Annotated in this window: 12 protein-coding genes; 5 read left to right on the forward strand and 7 right to left on the reverse strand. The window is 60.0% G+C overall.

Features of this window, described 5'->3' with window-relative positions:
• Window positions 1–4 precede the first annotated feature (4 nt).
• The 5 genes from gltB to QZ268_RS06230 all read left to right on the forward strand — a co-directional run bounded on the left by gltB (window position 5) and on the right by QZ268_RS06230 (window position 9,396).
• Window positions 5–4,537 carry a glutamate synthase large subunit gene (gene gltB, locus QZ268_RS06210; RefSeq protein WP_295449683.1) on the forward strand — a complete coding sequence of 1,511 codons (4,533 nt, stop codon included), beginning with the start codon at window positions 5–7 and terminating at the stop codon, window positions 4,535–4,537.
• 152 nt (window positions 4,538–4,689) lie between these two features.
• Window positions 4,690–5,430 (forward strand): monofunctional biosynthetic peptidoglycan transglycosylase, encoded by a 741-nt coding sequence (gene mtgA / locus QZ268_RS06215; RefSeq protein WP_295449686.1) that lies wholly within the window; start codon window positions 4,690–4,692, stop codon window positions 5,428–5,430.
• A gap of 69 nt (window positions 5,431–5,499) precedes the next feature.
• Window positions 5,500–6,165 (forward strand): glutathione S-transferase family protein, encoded by a 666-nt coding sequence (locus QZ268_RS06220; RefSeq protein ID WP_122074534.1) that lies wholly within the window; start codon window positions 5,500–5,502, stop codon window positions 6,163–6,165.
• Window positions 6,166–6,267: 102 nt separating this feature from the next.
• A complete protein-coding gene (gene queG, locus QZ268_RS06225) occupies window positions 6,268–7,320 on the forward strand; it encodes a tRNA epoxyqueuosine(34) reductase QueG (protein WP_295449694.1) in 1,053 nt (350 codons plus the stop codon).
• 69 nt (window positions 7,321–7,389) lie between these two features.
• On the forward strand, window positions 7,390–9,396 hold the full coding sequence (locus QZ268_RS06230; RefSeq protein ID WP_295449697.1) for a hydantoinase/oxoprolinase family protein: 2,007 nt from the start codon (window positions 7,390–7,392) through the stop codon (window positions 9,394–9,396).
• A gap of 70 nt (window positions 9,397–9,466) precedes the next feature.
• Here the strand turns inward: QZ268_RS06230 and msrA are convergent, their stop codons facing one another.
• From msrA to QZ268_RS06265, 7 genes are all read right to left on the reverse strand, one after another.
• The gene (gene msrA, locus QZ268_RS06235; RefSeq protein ID WP_295449700.1) at window positions 9,467–9,976 is read right to left on the reverse strand and encodes a peptide-methionine (S)-S-oxide reductase MsrA; all 510 of its coding nucleotides are present in this window, start codon (window positions 9,974–9,976) and stop codon (window positions 9,467–9,469) included.
• Window positions 9,973–10,422, reverse strand: coding sequence for a peptide-methionine (R)-S-oxide reductase MsrB (gene msrB / locus QZ268_RS06240; protein ID WP_295449703.1), 450 nt, complete (start codon window positions 10,420–10,422; stop codon window positions 9,973–9,975). Before msrB ends, msrA begins: the two co-directional genes overlap by 4 nt.
• Window positions 10,423–10,555: 133 nt before the next feature.
• The gene (locus QZ268_RS06245; RefSeq protein WP_295449707.1) at window positions 10,556–11,428 is read right to left on the reverse strand and encodes a DMT family transporter; all 873 of its coding nucleotides are present in this window, start codon (window positions 11,426–11,428) and stop codon (window positions 10,556–10,558) included.
• 218 nt (window positions 11,429–11,646) lie between these two features.
• Complete coding sequence (locus tag QZ268_RS06250; protein ID WP_295449710.1) at window positions 11,647–11,940, reverse strand: HU family DNA-binding protein; 294 nt, start codon at window positions 11,938–11,940, stop codon at window positions 11,647–11,649.
• Window positions 11,941–12,082: 142 nt separating this feature from the next.
• Window positions 12,083–13,567, reverse strand: a complete 1,485-nt coding sequence (locus QZ268_RS06255) for an AMP nucleosidase (RefSeq protein WP_295449713.1) — start codon at window positions 13,565–13,567, stop codon at window positions 12,083–12,085.
• Window positions 13,564–15,378 carry an adenine deaminase gene (gene ade / locus QZ268_RS06260; RefSeq protein ID WP_295449715.1) on the reverse strand — a complete coding sequence of 605 codons (1,815 nt, stop codon included), beginning with the start codon at window positions 15,376–15,378 and terminating at the stop codon, window positions 13,564–13,566. The genes QZ268_RS06255 and ade overlap by 4 nt, the downstream gene beginning before the upstream one ends.
• A 127-nt stretch (window positions 15,379–15,505) precedes the next feature.
• On the reverse strand, window positions 15,506–16,435 hold the full coding sequence (locus QZ268_RS06265) for a LysR substrate-binding domain-containing protein (RefSeq protein WP_295449718.1): 930 nt from the start codon (window positions 16,433–16,435) through the stop codon (window positions 15,506–15,508).
• Between the last annotated feature and the right edge of the window lie 53 nt (window positions 16,436–16,488).

The following is a 16,488-nucleotide window of genomic DNA, read 5'->3' on the forward strand; positions in this document are numbered from 1 at the left end:
CCTCATGACCAAATTTGATGCTGACTGGGTCCGCGCCGAGGAAACCAAGCGCAAGTGGATGGCCGACAATGGTCTTTATACTGAGGAAGAAGAACATTCCTCCTGTGGTGTGGGTCTGGTGGTTGCCGTTGATGGCAAGGCCAGCCGCAGCGTGGTTGAAGCCGGTATTGATGCGCTGAAAGCGATCTGGCACCGTGGCGCCGTTGATGCCGACGGTAAAACCGGCGATGGCGCTGGGATCCACGTGCAGATCCCGGCTCCTTTCTTTTATGATCAAATCAGACGTACCGGCCATGAGCCCCGCGAAGATCAGCTGATGGCGGTTGGTCAGGTCTTTTTGCCACGCACAAATTTTGGCGCACAGGAAACCTGCCGGACCATCGTTGAAACCGAAGTGCTGCGCATGGGCTATTACATCTATGGCTGGCGCCATGTGCCCGTTGATGTGACCTGCCTGGGCGAAAAAGCTAACGCCACCCGCCCCGAGATCGAACAGATCCTGATCTCGAACTCCAAGGGGGTGGACGAGGATACATTCGAGCGCGAGCTTTATGTGATCCGTCGCCGCATCGAAAAGGCCGCCGCCGCAGCAGGCATTGGCGAGCTCTATCTGGCGTCGCTGTCTTGTCGCTCGATCATCTACAAAGGCATGATGCTGGCGGAACAGGTTGCGGTCTTCTACCCCGACCTGATGGATGAGCGTTTCGAGAGCTCCTTTGCGATTTATCACCAGCGCTATTCCACCAATACCTTCCCGCAGTGGTGGTTGGCGCAGCCTTTCCGCATGCTGGCCCATAACGGCGAAATCAACACCCTGAAGGGCAACGTCAACTGGATGAAGAGCCATGAAATCCGCATGGCCAGCGCCACCTTTGGCGACCACGCCGAAGACATCAAACCGATCATCGCAGGCGGTGCCTCTGATTCGGCGGCTTTGGATGGCGTGTTCGAGGTGCTGGTGCGCGCCGGTCGTTCTGCGCCGATGGCCAAAACCATGCTGGTGCCCGAAAGCTGGTCGAAACAGGCGGTCGAGCTGCCACAGGCCTGGCGCGACATGTATTCCTACTGCAACTCGGTGATGGAGCCCTGGGATGGCCCTGCTGCCCTGGCGATGACCGATGGCCGCTGGGTCTGCGCTGGTCTGGACCGCAACGGGTTGCGCCCAATGCGCTATGTGGTGACCGGCGACGGCCTGCTGATTGCCGGTTCCGAGGCGGGCATGGTGCCAATCGACGAAGCATCGGTGGTGGAAAAAGGCGCGCTTGGCCCCGGCCAGATGCTGGCTGTGGATATGAAGAAGGGCAAGCTCTACCACGATACCGCGATCAAGAATAAACTCTCTGCGGCGCTGCCCTTTGGTGACTGGGTAAGCAAGATCAACGATGTGGATTCCACCCTTGCCACTGTGACCGAGGCGCCGATCTTTAGCGGTGATGAACTGCGTCGCCGTCAGGTGGCCGCTGGCTATACCATCGAAGAGCTGGAGCAGATCCTGTCTCCGATGGCCGAAGATGGCAAAGAGACCTTGGCCTCGATGGGGGATGACACGCCCTCGGCTGTGCTGTCCAAACAGTACCGTCCACTGTCGCATTTCTTCCGCCAGAACTTTAGCCAGGTGACCAACCCGCCCATCGACAGCTTGCGGGAATTCCGGGTGATGTCGCTGAAGACCCGCTTTGGCAATCTCAAGAACGTGCTGGATGAAGACAGCAGCCAGACCGAAATTGTGGTGCTGGAAAGCCCCTTTGTCGGCAATGCCCAGTGGGACAAACTGGCTGATCAGTTCAACGCGCCCCTGGTTGAGATCGACTGCTCCTTTGACCCCGCCGAAGGATCGCTGAGCAAGGCCCTGGACCGTATCCGCGCCGAGGCCGAAGACGCGGTGCGCTCGGGGGCTGGTCACCTGGTGCTGACCGATCAGTTCTCGGATGCAACCCGTGTGGCGATGCCGATGATCCTGGCGACCTCTGCGGTGCATTCGCATCTGACCCGCAAGGGGCTGCGCACCTTCTGCTCGCTCAATGTGCGGGCGGCGGAATGTGTCGACCCCCATTACTTTGCTGTGCTCATTGGCTGTGGCGCCACCGTGGTGAACGCCTATCTGGCCGAGGATTCGCTGGCGGATCGCATCGAGCGCGGATTGCTGGATGGTACTCTGACTGAAAACGTGGCGCGCTACCGCGATGCCATCGACCAGGGTCTGCTCAAGATCATGGCGAAGATGGGTATCTCGGTGATCTCTTCCTATCGCGGTGGTCTGAACTTTGAGGCCGTTGGCCTGTCCCGTGCTATGTGTGCTGAGTTCTTCCCTGGCATGACCAGCCGGATTTCCGGCATCGGTGTCAGCGGTATTCAGGTCAAGGCTGAGGAGATTCATGCCAAGGGCTGGAAGGGCGCAGAAAACATTCTGCCCATCGGTGGGTTCTACAAGGCCCGCAAGTCGAGCGAGACACATGCCTGGGAAGCAAGCTCGATGCATATGCTGCAGATGGCCTGCAACCGTGCCTCGTTTGAGATGTGGAAGCAGTATTCCGCCAAGATGAAAAGCAACCCGCCAATCCATCTGCGTGATCTCTTGGACATCAAGCCCATGGGCAAAGCCGTGCCGATTGAAGAGGTGGAAAGCATCACCTCGATCCGCAAACGGTTTGTCACGCCGGGCATGTCTTTGGGCGCCCTGTCGCCTGAGGCCCACAAGACCCTGAATGTTGCGATGAACCGCATCGGCGCCAAGTCCGATTCGGGCGAAGGCGGCGAAGATCCGGCGCATTTTGTACCGGAGCCCAATGGCGACAACCCGTCTGCCAAGATCAAACAGGTGGCCTCGGGGCGCTTTGGCGTCACTGCTGAATATCTGAACCAGTGCGAAGAGCTGGAGATCAAGGTGGCCCAGGGGGCCAAGCCCGGTGAGGGTGGCCAGTTGCCGGGGATGAAGGTCACCGATCTGATTGCCCGTCTGCGCCACTCGACCAAGGGTGTGACCCTGATCTCACCACCGCCGCACCACGATATCTATTCGATCGAGGATCTGGCGCAGCTGATTTACGATCTGAAACAGATCAACCCGCGCTGCAAGGTGACCGTGAAACTGGTGGCCTCTTCCGGGGTTGGCACCATCGCGGCTGGCGTGGCCAAGGCCAAGGCCGACATCATCCTGATCTCGGGCCACAATGGCGGTACCGGGGCCTCGCCTGCGACCTCGATCAAATACGCGGGTCTTCCCTGGGAAATGGGCCTCACCGAGGCGCATCAGGTGCTGGCGATGAACAACCTGCGTGAACGCGTCACCCTGCGGACCGATGGTGGCCTGCGCACCGGGCGCGACATCGTTATGGCGGCGATGCTGGGCGCCGAGGAATACGGCATTGGCACCGCGGCGCTGATTGCCATGGGCTGCATCATGGTGCGTCAGTGCCAATCCAACACCTGTCCTGTGGGTGTCTGTACCCAGGACGAAGCACTGCGGGGCAAGTTCACCGGCAATGCGGATAAGGTTGTCAATCTGATCACCTTCTATGCGCAGGAGGTGCGGGAAATTCTCGCCTCTATCGGCGCGCGCAGTTTGGATGACATCATCGGTCGTGCGGATCTGCTGGCGCAGGTGTCGCGTGGCTCGGCCCACCTCGATGACCTCGACCTGAACCCGCTGCTGATCACTGTCGATGGCGCGGCTGATATCGTCTACAATCGCGATAAGGAGCGCAACGCGGTGCCGGATACGCTGGACAGCGAAATTGTCCGCGATGCGGCGCGTTTCTTGCAGGATGGCGAAAAGATGCAGCTGTCCTATGCGGTGCAGAACACCCATCGTTCCGTGGGCACCCGCACCTCGAGCCATATCGTGCGCAACTTTGGCATGCGCAATGCCTTCCAGCCGGATCACCTGACGGTGAAACTGCAGGGCTCTGCCGGGCAGTCGCTGGGGGCCTTTGCGGCACCGGGGCTGAAGCTGGAAGTCTCTGGTGATGCAAACGACTATGTCGGCAAAGGCCTGTCAGGGGGGACCATTGTGGTGCGCCCGCCGATGTCCTCGCCGCTGACGGCCAGCGAGAATACCATTGTCGGCAATACCGTTCTTTATGGTGCCACCGATGGGTATCTCTTTGCGGCGGGTCGTGCCGGTGAACGCTTTGGGGTGCGCAACTCCGGTGCGTCGGTGGTGATCGAGGGCTGTGGCGCTTGCGGCTGTGAATACATGACCGGTGGTGTCGCAGTGATTTTGGGCTCGATCGGCGCCAACTTTGGCGCTGGTATGACCGGTGGCATGGCCTATCTCTATGATCCAGAAGGCAAGGCGCAGACCATGATGAATATGGAAGGTCTGGTAACCTGTGCGGTGACTGTGGCGCATTGGGAGAGCCAGCTGAAAACGTTGATCGAGCGGCATCTGGAAGAGACCGGAAGCGGCAAAGCAGCAGAGATCCTGCAGAATTGGGATCTGGAGAAGGGCAACTTCCTGCAGGTCTGCCCAACCGAGATGCTGGACAAGCTGGCGCATCCTTTGAGCCTGGAACAATCAGCGGTTCCGGCTGAATAAGCCCAGACAGATCTGCTGTTACAAAATTGTCCCGCAAGCTGGTCGCTTGCGGGGCTTTTTGTTTTTGGGCTGCGGATCCTCGCGGCGGAGAACACAAGATCGCGCCGCGATTCTTGGTTGGTTTTGGGGGCTTGGCTATCTTATAGAGAGACATGGCAAAGGCAGCGAAAAAGACCAACAAGAACAAATCAGGCCGATCCTGGATCAAAGCCCGTTTGGCGCAGCCTCTGCGTTGGTTTCGGCGGTGGATCCTGCGGGGGGTGTTTGCATTTGTCCTAGGGGCGGTGCTTTTGGTCACGCTGTTTTCTGTGGTGAACCCACCAACCACCCATACAATCTGGAGCGAAAAGCGCCGTCTTGGCGATGTCGACCAGGAATGGGTGCCCCTGGAGGACATGGCTCCGGTTTTGGCGCGGTCGGTTGTGGCGGCGGAAGACGCGCGGTTTTGTCAGCACTGGGGCATTGATGTGCGGGCGATTCGCGCAGCCCTTGCCGAGGGCGGCCAGCGTGGCGGCTCTACCCTGTCGCAGCAGGTGGTGAAAAACGTCTTTCTATGGCAGGGGCGCAGTTGGGGGCGTAAGGCGCTGGAAACCCTGCTGACACCCGTGGTGGAAGCGATCTGGAGCAAGCGGCGCATTCTGGAAGTCTATTTGAATGTGGCGGAGATGGATGAAGGCATTTTTGGTGCGGAGGCGGCGGCGCGGCACTATTTTGGAGTTGGTCCAGATGAATTGAACGCGCGTCAGGCGGCGTTGATCGCTGCGGTTTTGCCAAATCCAAAACAACGTTCTGCGGCGCGGCCGAGCCAGAATCTCAAACGGCGGGCCGCAAAAATTCGAGATGGAGCGGCCACCATCCGCGCAGATGGGCGTGCGGGCTGTTTCGAGCATTGAAGTTTTGCCGCGCACAGGGCATTGCTGGATCAGTCCCTCGCAGTCCGACCCGGAGTTCCAAAAGACCATATGGCACGTCTCTATCATGTCCCGCTTTCCCCGTTTTGTCGGAAAATCCGTCTATCCCTGGCGGAGAAGAAGATCGAAGTAGAGTTGGTTGAAGAGCGGTACTGGGAAGCAGACCCGGACTTTTTGCGCCGCAACCCGGCGGGCAAGGTGCCGGTCATCCGTCTGGATGGCAAAATGATGTCTGAGAGTGCTGCCATTTGCGAGTATCTGGAAGAGACGCGGCCGACACCTTCGCTAATGCCCAGTGACCCGGATGGCCGGTATGAGGTGCGCCGCATTGTCAGCTGGTTTGACGACAAATTTCATTCGGAAGTGACCTCAAAGCTGCTCTATGAGCGGGTCAACAAGAAGGTCACCGGTGAAGGCTACCCCGACAGCAAGAACGTCAAGGCCGGGGCCAAGGCGATCAAATACCATCTCGACTATATGACCTGGCTGTTGGACCATCGGCGCTGGCTGGCAGGGGATCAGATGAGCCTGGCAGATTTTGCCGCTGCGGCGCATCTGTCGTCATTGGACTATATCTCGGATGTGGATTGGAACCGCTCGGCTGTGGTCAAGGACTGGTATGCCAAGATCAAATCGCGTCCGGCTTTTCGGTCCATTCTGGCGGATCAGATTTCGGGCTTTCGTCCGCCCGCCCATTACGCCGATCTCGATTTCTGAGAGACTGGCGTTTTGCTGCAACGGCTGGCACAGTAAGGGGGCTGTCTGCCCTCTTTTGCCTGTTGGCGTAGGCAATTCACCCCCGAGGATATTATTGGCCAAATGAAACACGGTGCTGATCTGAAGGCGCGATTGGTGGCGCAGGCCCTTGCTGAAGGGTTTGTCGCCTGCAAGATCTGTCGCCCCTGGAATGTGCCACTGGTGCCAGATCGGCTGCAGCAGTTTCTCGACAAGGGCTATCATGGGCAGATGGGTTGGATGGCAGAGCGCAGCCATTGGCGCGGCGATCCAAGTGTGCTGTGGCCGGAGGCGCGCTCGGTCATCATGTTGGCAGAGAGCTACACCCCGGAAGAAGACCCGATGGCGGTTGTGGGCTGTGCCGACCGGGGGGCGGTTTCGGTCTATGCCCGCAACAAGGACTATCATGATCTGGTCAAAAAGCGGCTGAAGCGTTTGGCGCGTTGGCTGATAGAAGAGGCCAAGGCCCAGGATGAGGCGGCACAGGTTAAGGTTTTTGTTGATACGGCTCCGGTGCCGGAAAAGCCTTTGGGGCAGGCGGCGGGGCTTGGGTGGCAGGGCAAACATACTAACCTTGTGAGCCGAGACTGGGGAAATTGGGCCTTTTTAGGCTCTGTTTTTACCACGCTGGATCTGCCAGCAGATCCAGCTGAAGTGGACCGCTGCGGATCCTGCACCTCTTGTTTGACGGCCTGTCCGACAGAGGCCTTTACCGCGCCCTATCAGATGGATGCGCGGCGGTGCATTTCTTATCTGACGATTGAGCACAAAGGTCCAATTGACGAGGAGTTGCGCAGCAAGCTGGGCAATCGGATCTACGGCTGTGATGACTGTCTGTCGGCCTGCCCCTGGAATAAATTTGCCGTTGCCGCCAGTGATCTGCGCTATGCCGCCAGGGCCGAGCTGGAGGCGCCAAAGCTGGCAGAGCTGGCGGTATTGGATGATGCAGGGTTTCGGGCATTTTTTGCCGGTTCACCGATCAAACGGGTGGGGCGAGACCGGTTTGTGCGCAATGTGCTGTATGCCATTGGCAATTCTGATCTGCCGGCCCTGCGCAGCGTGGCAGAGGGGTTGACCCAGGATCCGGATTCAACGGTGGCCGATGCGGCACGATGGGCGGTTCAGCGGCTGTCATGACGCAAACAGGATGGACCTGTCTCAAATAGGCGTTAGACCAGTTGAGCGAACGGCTTGGAGACGATTGAAATGACGGTGCTTCTGGGGGTGGATACAGGCGGAACCTACACGGATGCGGTTTTGATCCGTGACGAGAAAGAGGTGATTGCCAGCGCCAAATCACTGACCACGCGAGCGGATCTTGCCATCGGGGTTGGTGGCGCCATTCGGGCGGTTCTCGAGCAATCCGGCTGTGCGGCTGCAGAGGTGTCGATGGCGGCGCTGTCGACCACGCTGGCAACCAATGCTCTGGTCGAAGGCCAGGGCGGTCGAGTGGCGTTGATCTATGTTGGATTTAGCGGGGCCGACCTGGATCGCCACGGGCTGCGGGATGCCTTGAAGGGCGATCCCGCATTGATTCTTGCCGGGGGGCATAATCATGCCGGGGCCGAGGCATGCGCCCTGGATGTAGATGCACTGCGCGCCTTTTTAGAGACAGATTCAGCGGGGGTTTCCGGCTTCGCCGTGGCCTCTGTATTTGCCACCCGGAACCCGGCGCATGAGCTGGAGGTGGCGCGTATCATCGCAGAGATGACCCAGGCGCCGGTTACCTGCTCGCACCAGCTGTCGGCAAAGCTGAACGGCCCCAAACGGGCGGTGACTGCGGTGCTGAATGCGCGGCTTATTGGGATGATCGACCGTCTGATTGGCCGGGCGCAGGATGTGCTGGTGGAGCTTGGGGTGACGGCTCCGATGATGGTGGTGCGCGGCGATGGCGCCCTGATGTCGGCAGCGCAGGCCCGCGAACGCCCGATCGAGACTATTCTCAGCGGGCCTGCGGCCTCCATCGTCGGGGCGCGCTGGATGACCGGGGTGGAGAATGCCCTGGTCAGCGATATCGGTGGCACCACCACGGATGTGGCCCTGATCCGCGACGGCAAGCCGGCGATTGATCCGGCTGGCGCGCGGGTGGGTGACTTTCGCACCATGGTCGAGGCAGTGGCCATGCGCACCACCGGTCTGGGCGGTGACAGCCAGGTGCACCTGCAGTCTAGTGGACTGCAGGGCGGGGTGACGCTGGGCCCGCGCCGGGTGGTGCCGGTGTCTTTGATCGCGGCAGAGGCCCCTGAGGTGGTGCATGCGGCGCTGGACAAGCAACTCAACGCGCCAGTGGTAGGGGAATATGACGGCCGATTTGTGCGTGCTGTGATTGGCCTGCCTGCTGTCGGTCTGGGTGAGCGCGAACAGGCCCTTTTGGGGCGCATTGGCACCCAAGTGCACCCTTTGGGCGCTATTCTGCGGACCCGGATGGAACAGGGCGCGCTAAGCCGCCTGCTGGATCGCGGTTTGGTGCAGGTTGCGGGCGTTACCCCATCGGATGCCAGCCATGTTTTGGGCTGGGTTCAGGCCTGGGATGCCGAGGCCGCTGAAAAGGCCCTTACCCTGTTCGCCCGGCGGCGGGTTGGCAGTGGAGAGGGGCTGGCGCCGGATGCAGAAACCCTGGCGCGGATGATTGTGGATCAGCTCACGGAACAGACCTCTTTGACCCTGTTAGAGTCGGCTTTTGCAGAGGAGGCTGCGGATTTTCCTTTGCCGCCCGCGGATCTGGCGCGGCATGTTCTCACCCAGCGGGGGCTGGCCTCGCATCGTGGAATTCTGTCGTTGGACCTGGCGGTGAATTTTGATGTGGTGGGGCTGGGGGCCTCGGCGCCGTGCTATTACCCGGCGGTTGGAGAGCGGCTGAAATGCCGAATGCTGTTGCCGGAACACGCCGGGGTGGCCAATGCCATTGGTGCCGTGGTGGGCCGTATCACCATGCGACGCAGTGGCAGTGTAACCGCGCCGGCTGAGGGCAAGTTTCGGGTTCATCTGGACAGCGCGCCGCAGGATTTTTCAGCCTCACAGGAGGCCCTGCAGGTGCTCGAGCAAGCCCTGGGGGATCAGGCCCGCGCCGCTGCCGAAGCGGCGGGAGCGGAGGATATCCATATCCATGTCACCCGCGATATCCGCATGGCTGAGGTCGAGGCGCGTGAGGTCTTTGTCGAGGCGATGCTGACGGTCGAGGCCAGTGGCCGCCCCCGTGTGGCCAAGGGTTAGGCAGGGGCGAAACCAAAAGACCCGCCCCAGAATGGCGCGGGTCTTGGTTCAATTTTGGCTCTAACTTGGGTTATTGTGCTGCTGCGCTGCGTTTGGGCAGCACCCAGTCGGGGCGGGCAAAATGGCAGGTGTAGCCATCCGGGCGGCGTTCCAGATAGTCCTGGTGCTCGGGCTCGGCCTCCCAAAAATCGCTGACGGGTTCGACTTCTGTCACCACCTTGCCGGGCCAAAGCCCGCAGGCTTCGACATCGGCGATGGTGTCCAGCGCCACGGCTTTTTGCGCCTCATCGACATAATAGATTGCCGAGCGATAGCTTAGCCCGAGATCATTGCCCTGACGGTTTTGCGTGGTGGGGTCATGGATTTGAAAGAAGAACTCCAGCAGCTCGCGGTAGGAGGTCTGGCTGGGATCAAACAGGATCTCGATGCCTTCGGCATGGGTGCCGTGGTTTTTATAGGTGGCATTGGCCACATCGCCGCCAGTGTAGCCGACACGGGTTTTCAGCACACCTTTGCGCTTGCGGATCAGATCCTGCATACCCCAGAAACAGCCCCCAGCGAGTACAGCGCGTTCGCTCATGCTTTTACCTCCACTTGATTGATGTAGTCTGCATAGCCTTCGGCCTCCATTTCAGCCAGTGGGATAAACCGTAACGAGGCAGAGTTGATGCAGTAGCGCAGGCCACCGTGTTCGACTGGCCCGTCGGGGAAGACATGGCCCAGGTGACTGTCGCCATGGGTGGAGCGCACTTCGGTGCGGATCATGCCAAGGGTCCGGTCTTCCAGCTCGCTGACATAGGCGGGTTCGATTGGTTTGGTAAAGCTGGGCCAGCCGCAGCCGGACTCGTATTTGTCCCCCGATGCAAACAGCGGCTCGCCCGAGACGATATCGACATAGATACCAACCTCTTTGTTGGCGAGCAGCTTGCCGGTGCCGGGGCGTTCGGTGCCCGCGTTCTGGGTAACGTAGAACTCCTCTTCCGAGAGGGCGGCGATGGCGGTGGGGTCTTTGGTATATTTGGTCATGCAGGTCTCCGACTTGTTGCGGTCTTGTGCCTAGGGCCGCTCTGTTCGCTATTGTGGCAAAGATGGGGTGTCGCGGGCAAAATGCAAAGAGCATTTCACCCGGCTCGCGGCTCTGTGTGCGGGAAACTGCGGGTTACTTGGGGGCGGCCTGCCGGGACAGCTGCACGGCCAGAATGCCCAGGGTCACCACCGCGACACCGATCAGATCAAGCAGGCCCAGGTGCTCCCCCAGCAGCAGGCTGGCAACCGCGACGCCAAAAACCGGGTTGAGAAAGTGAAAGGTGGCAGCGCGAATGGCGCCAATCCGGTTGAGCAACAGCACCCAGATAAAGGTCGCCATCAGGCCGGGAACAACGGTGGTATAGGCAAAGGCCAGCCCCAACCGGAGGGTCGGGTGTACAAAGATATCTTCGCTCAGCGGGGCGGCGACAAACAAAATGGCGGATCCAATCAGCATCTGCAGGCCGACAACCATCATGAAGTTGCCGCCAGAGGTGGCGCCGCGCAGGGCCAGTGTGGCTACGGTCAAGGCCGCGACCCCGACAAAGCAGAGGATAAGGCCAAAGAGATCAACCCCGGCATTGATCCGGGTGCCCATGATCAGCGCCACACCGGCCACCCCCGCCATCAGGCCAAGAAGGCCCAGTGGTTTGATCCGGTCGCCAAAGATCATCCAAGAGGCCAGCGCCACACAGAGCGGCATGGTGGAGGCGATAATGGCCGCGAGGGAGGCTTCGATCCACTGCATGGCGACAAAGTTCAGCCCCAAATACAGCGCATTCTGGCAGAGACCAAAGATCATGGTGGCCCGCCACTGGCTGCGGGTCAGCCGCCAGGTCTGTCCCAGAGCCAGGGCAATACCGACGCCGATCAATCCTGAAATCAAAAACCGCACCGCCAGCGAAAACAGCGGTGAGGCATCCATCACGATGATCCGGGCGGAGGTAAAAGCTGAAGACCACATGAGGGCAAAGGTGAGCCCCATGGCAACTGCGCGTAGATCCATAACGATGTCTCCAGAGGGCTGGTGGTGTCTTCAGGTCTTTAGCAAGGCAAGTACCTACTGGGAATGCCCATTCGATGTGCGCTCACGCGATTGGCATCCGGGTCCAGTCCGCGCATGACGGGGAGGCGTGAAAAGGGCAGGCAAGCTAGGGGCAGGCATGAAAAAAGGGCCGCCAAAGGCGACCCGATCTCGATAGCAGTAATCCGGAAATTCCTGGATTAGGCTTCGCCGTTGACGCTGTCTTTCAGGGCTTTGGCAATGGTCATTTTCACAACCTTGTCCGCTTCCTTCATGAACTTTTCGCCTGTGGCAGGGTTGCGCACTTCGCGCTCGGGGCGCTCGCGGCAATAGATTTTGCCGACGCCAGGCAGAGTGACGGCTCCGCCTTCGGAAACTTCGCGCGTGATCAAGGCACAGACGGCTTCAAGAGCAACGCCTGCGGTCTTTTTATCTTCGCCCATTTCCTCAGCCAGAGCGGCAACAAGCTGGGTTTTTGTCATCGGTTTGGACATTCTCAGATCTCCTTAAAACTGCCCGAACTGTGGGGCCTCATCGCGCAACATTATCGTTATGTTGTGTAGGAACACAACGCGTTGTGGAACAAAAGACTATAGAAACCAGCGGTTTTTTGCAGAAAACAGTGGAAAACTCGGCCTAAAGGAAGGCGGTTTCGTCAAAGGAGCGCAGTTTTCGGCTGTGCAACCGTTCCAGCGGCATCGATCTGAGCTGTTCCATCGCCTTTATGCCGATCTGCAAATGACGCGCAACCTGTGTTTGATAAAAGTCAGAGGCCATGCCTGGCAGCTTCAGCTCCCCATGCAGTGGTTTGTCGGACACACAGAGCAGGGTGCCGTAGGGAACGCGAAAGCGATAGCCATTGGCGGCGATGGTGGCGCTTTCCATATCCAGGGCGATGGCGCGGGACTGGCTGAGCCGCTGCACCGGGCCGGATTGGTCGCGCAATTCCCAATTGCGGTTGTCGATGGTGGCGACGGTGCCGGTGCGCATGATCCGCTTCAGATCATAGCCTTCAAATTTGGTGACTTCGGCCACGGCCTGTTCCAAAGCGATCTGGATTTCTGCCAGGGCCGGAATCGGCGTCCAGACCGGCAGGTCATCGTCCAGCACGTGATCTTCGCGCAGGTAAGCATGGGCCAGCACAAAATCCCCCAGCGCCTGGGTATTGCGCAGGCCGGCACAGTGGCCAACCATCATCCAGGCATGTGGGCGCAGCACCGCTATATGGTCGGTGGCGGTTTTGGCGTTTGACGGTCCGACACCGATATTGACCAGGGTGATGCCTTTGCCGTCGGCACGCTTCAGATGGTAGGTCGGCATCTGCGGCAGCTTGGCGATGGCGGGGATCTCTGCCTCTGGGGCGGTGATCTCGTGGTTTCCGGTGCTGACAAAGCTGGTGTAGCCGGAGGTCGGATCTGCCAGCTGGGCGCGGGCGTAGGCCTCGAACTCGGCCACATAGAACTGATAGTTGGTAAACAGAACGTGGTTCTGGAAATGCTCAGGTGCGGTGGCGGTGTAATGAGACAGCCGCGCCAACGAGTAGTCAATACGTTGCGCGGTGAACAGCGACAGTGGGCCGATGCCGTCTTCGGGTTGGTAGGTGCCATTGACGATATCGTCATTGGTGGTGGCCAGATCCGGGACATCAAAGATATCGCGCAGGGTGAAACCGGCAGCGCCGTCCTGCGGTACGGTAAGATCAGGCCGGGAACCAACGGCAAAATGCACCGGGATTGGCGTGGTTGAGGCACCAATGGTGACGGGTTGACCGTGGTTTTTGATCAGCAGGGCGATTTGCTGGGTCAGATAGTGGCGAAACAGATCCGGCCGCGTCACCGTGGTGGCATAGGTGCCCGGCGCCGAGACATGGCCAAAGCTGAGGCGGCTGTCCACCTGGGCAAAGCTGGAGGTGGTAAAGCGGATCTCGGGATAAAAGGCGCGAATGCGCTGGGTGCCTTTTGTCCCTGTCGCCATACTGGCGATGAACTCATCACATAAGAATGTAGTGGCCTGGGCGTAAAGCTCTTCCAGCCGGGCCACGGCGGCGCTGGCGTCGGAAAAGCTCTCGGGGGCGGGGGCCTGGGGCTGTTTGATCTGGGTGATCGGTGTTGCTGGCGTCATGTGAGCGGCTCAATCACGGGGATCATTTCAAAGGTGCGCACGTCCACCAGCCCGAGGTCCGAGATCCTGAGTTCAGGGATCACCACCAGAGCCAACAAGGAGTGCTGCATATAGGCGTTGTTGAGCGAGCAGTCGCAGGCCTCCATCGCTTCGCCCAGTTTTTGCGCCTTGGCGGCAACCTCGGTGGCGGGGCTGTCGGACATCAGCCCTGCAATGGGCAGCTCGACCAGGGCCAGCTCTGCGCCATCGCGGAAGATGGTGACACCGCCTCCGACCTCGGCCAGGCGATTGGCGGCCAGCGCCATCTGGTCCCGGTCGGTGCCCACCACAATCATGTGGTGGCTGTCATGGGCCACGGTTGAAGCCATGGCCATTTTGCCCTGATAGCCAAAGCCCGAAACAAAGGCATTGGTGACGCCGCCAGTGGCCTGATGGCGCTCTACCAATGCGATCTGGCAGGTCTCGCCCTCGGCGGCCATGGTGGCCTCTACCAGCCCGTCATGCACCGGCAGCTCGGCCTTCAGCGCCTTGGTTGGGGCCTGGTTTTCCACCATGCCAATGACATTGGCGGTGACCGCATTGGCACCCTCGGGGGCCTGGATTTCAAAATCTTTTGCCGTCAGAACATGGCCCAGATGGATGGTGCCACGGGCGCTGTCAGGCCAGTCAAGATGCGGACAATCCACCGTAATAGAGCCTGATTCAGCAACGATCTGCCCGCGTGCTATGACCAGCTCGATCGGCAGCTCGGTCAGATCCGAGGTGAGGATCACATCGGCGCGCCGTCCCGGCGTGATCGAGCCGATATCGCGCTCCAGCCCAAAATGAGTGGCGGTGTTGATCGTTGCCATCTGCAGCGCGATCAGCGGATCACAGCCGCAGGCAATGGCATGGCGCACCACCCGGTTCATGTGGCCGTCATTCACCAGCGTGCCAGAGTGGCAATCATCGGTGCAGAGGATAAAGTTGCGTGGATCCAGGCCTTTTTCGGTGATGGCAGTGATCTGTGCCTCAACGTCGTACCAGGCAGAGCCCAGCCGCACCATGGCGCGCATACCCTGGCGCATTCGGGCGATGGCGTCTGCTTCGCAGGTGCCCTCGTGGTCATCCGCCGGGCCACCGGCGACATAGGCGGCAAAGTCCCGTCCCAGATCCGGCGAGGCATAATGCCCGCCAACGGTTTTGCCTGCCCGCTGGGTGGCGGCGATTTCGGACAGCATCTTGGGGTCAGCATTGGCCACACCGGGGAAGTTCATCATCTCGCCGAGGCCAACAATACCGGGCCAGTGCATGGCTTCGGCGACGTCTTCGGCAGTGATTTCAAACCCGGTGGTTTCCAGCCCCGGCGCCGAGGGCGCACAGGAGGGCATCTGGGTGAAGATATTGACGGGCTGTAGCAGCGCCTCGTCATGCATCAGCCGCACGCCCTCAAGCCCCAGAACATTGGCGATCTCATGGGGGTCGGTGAACATCGAGGTGGTGCCATGGGGGATTACCGCGCGGGCAAATTCCGCCGGGGTCAACATGCCGGATTCGATATGCATATGGGCATCACAGAGGCCGGGAATCATATAGCGTCCCTGTGCCTCGATCACCTGGGTATCCGGCCCGGTGCAATAGCTGGCATCGGGGCCAACATAGGCGATACGACCGGATTTGATGGCAATGTCGTGATTGTCCAGCACCTCGCGGGTGTGGACATTGACCCATTTGCCCTGACGAATGACCGTATCGGCAGGCGCGCGGCCTGCGGCGACATGGATCAGATCTGGGGCGATATCGGGCCAGCTGGGGAATGCTTTATCTGTCATGTGCCAATTGTTCTGATTGCGCGCGTAAGTGCAAGCCCTGGGATCTGTGCTTGGCCTAGAAACACCTATAGACAGGACAAGAGGATGTTTTGTGACAGCTCTCCCGGAGGAGATCGCAGGGCGGGTGCTAATTGTCTGGGTGGGCTTGGGGTGTGCGCTTGAACGCGTTTGGCCACGCCTTACCGCCGCAGTGGTCCTGCGCCATCTCGGCCCGCAGCCAGTTGGCAAAAGCCTGGGCGCCCGGGGCGTGTTCTGCCTGGGGAGAGAGCAGGAGATAGTAGGCCTCTGGCACTGGGGCACGGTGGTCAAACGGGGCAATCAGCTGCCCCTGCCGGATCAAGTCGCTGACCAGGATGTCATGGGCCAGACCCAGGCCGGCCCCCGCAGCCACTGCGGGCAGGCAGGCCATATAGGTGGTGGCATAGCTCACCGGTGGGTTGGGCCAGGGCAGGCCCTGATCCTCGGCCCAGGCGGGGAAATTGGCCATCAGATTGGAACAGTCAAACAGTCGGTGCTGATGCAACTCTGACAGGGTCACCGCATAGTCCGGGGCGCAGACCGGATAATAATGATCGCGGTGCAACAGCTCACCCCGCACCGTATCCGCCAGCCCCAGGGAAAAGCGGATCTCGACATCGGCGCCTTCGGCCATGTCGCGGGGCTCCCAGATCTCGGTAGAGATGTTCAGTAAAACATCCGGGTGCGCATCATAAAACCTGCCCAGCCGGGGCGACAGCCATTGCACCGCAAAGGACATATTGCACTGCACCTGCACCACATTCTTTTGTGATCCGGAAATGGCGCGGGTGCCATTGGTTAGGGTGCGAAAGGCCTCGCGCACCACTGGCAAGTAGGTGGTTCCGGTTGGGGTCAGCTCCAGGGCGCGGGGGCGGCGATGAAACAGGGTTTTGCCCAGATGTGATTCTAGCCCCTTGATCTGCTGACTGACCGCGCTTTGGGTCATGTTCAGATCATTGGCGGCGCCAGTAAAGGACAGATGCCGGGCTGCGGCCTCAAAGGTCCGTAGCCAGCCGAGCGGAGGCAGGGAGGTTTTCATTGCATAAGTTTGGCATAAGCTGAGCTAATGGCAAGGTGCCATTTTTTTCGCTG

Origin of the sequence: uncultured Pseudophaeobacter sp. (assembly GCA_905479575.1) — a bacterium.
Lineage (GTDB): Bacteria > Pseudomonadota > Alphaproteobacteria > Rhodobacterales > Rhodobacteraceae > Pseudophaeobacter.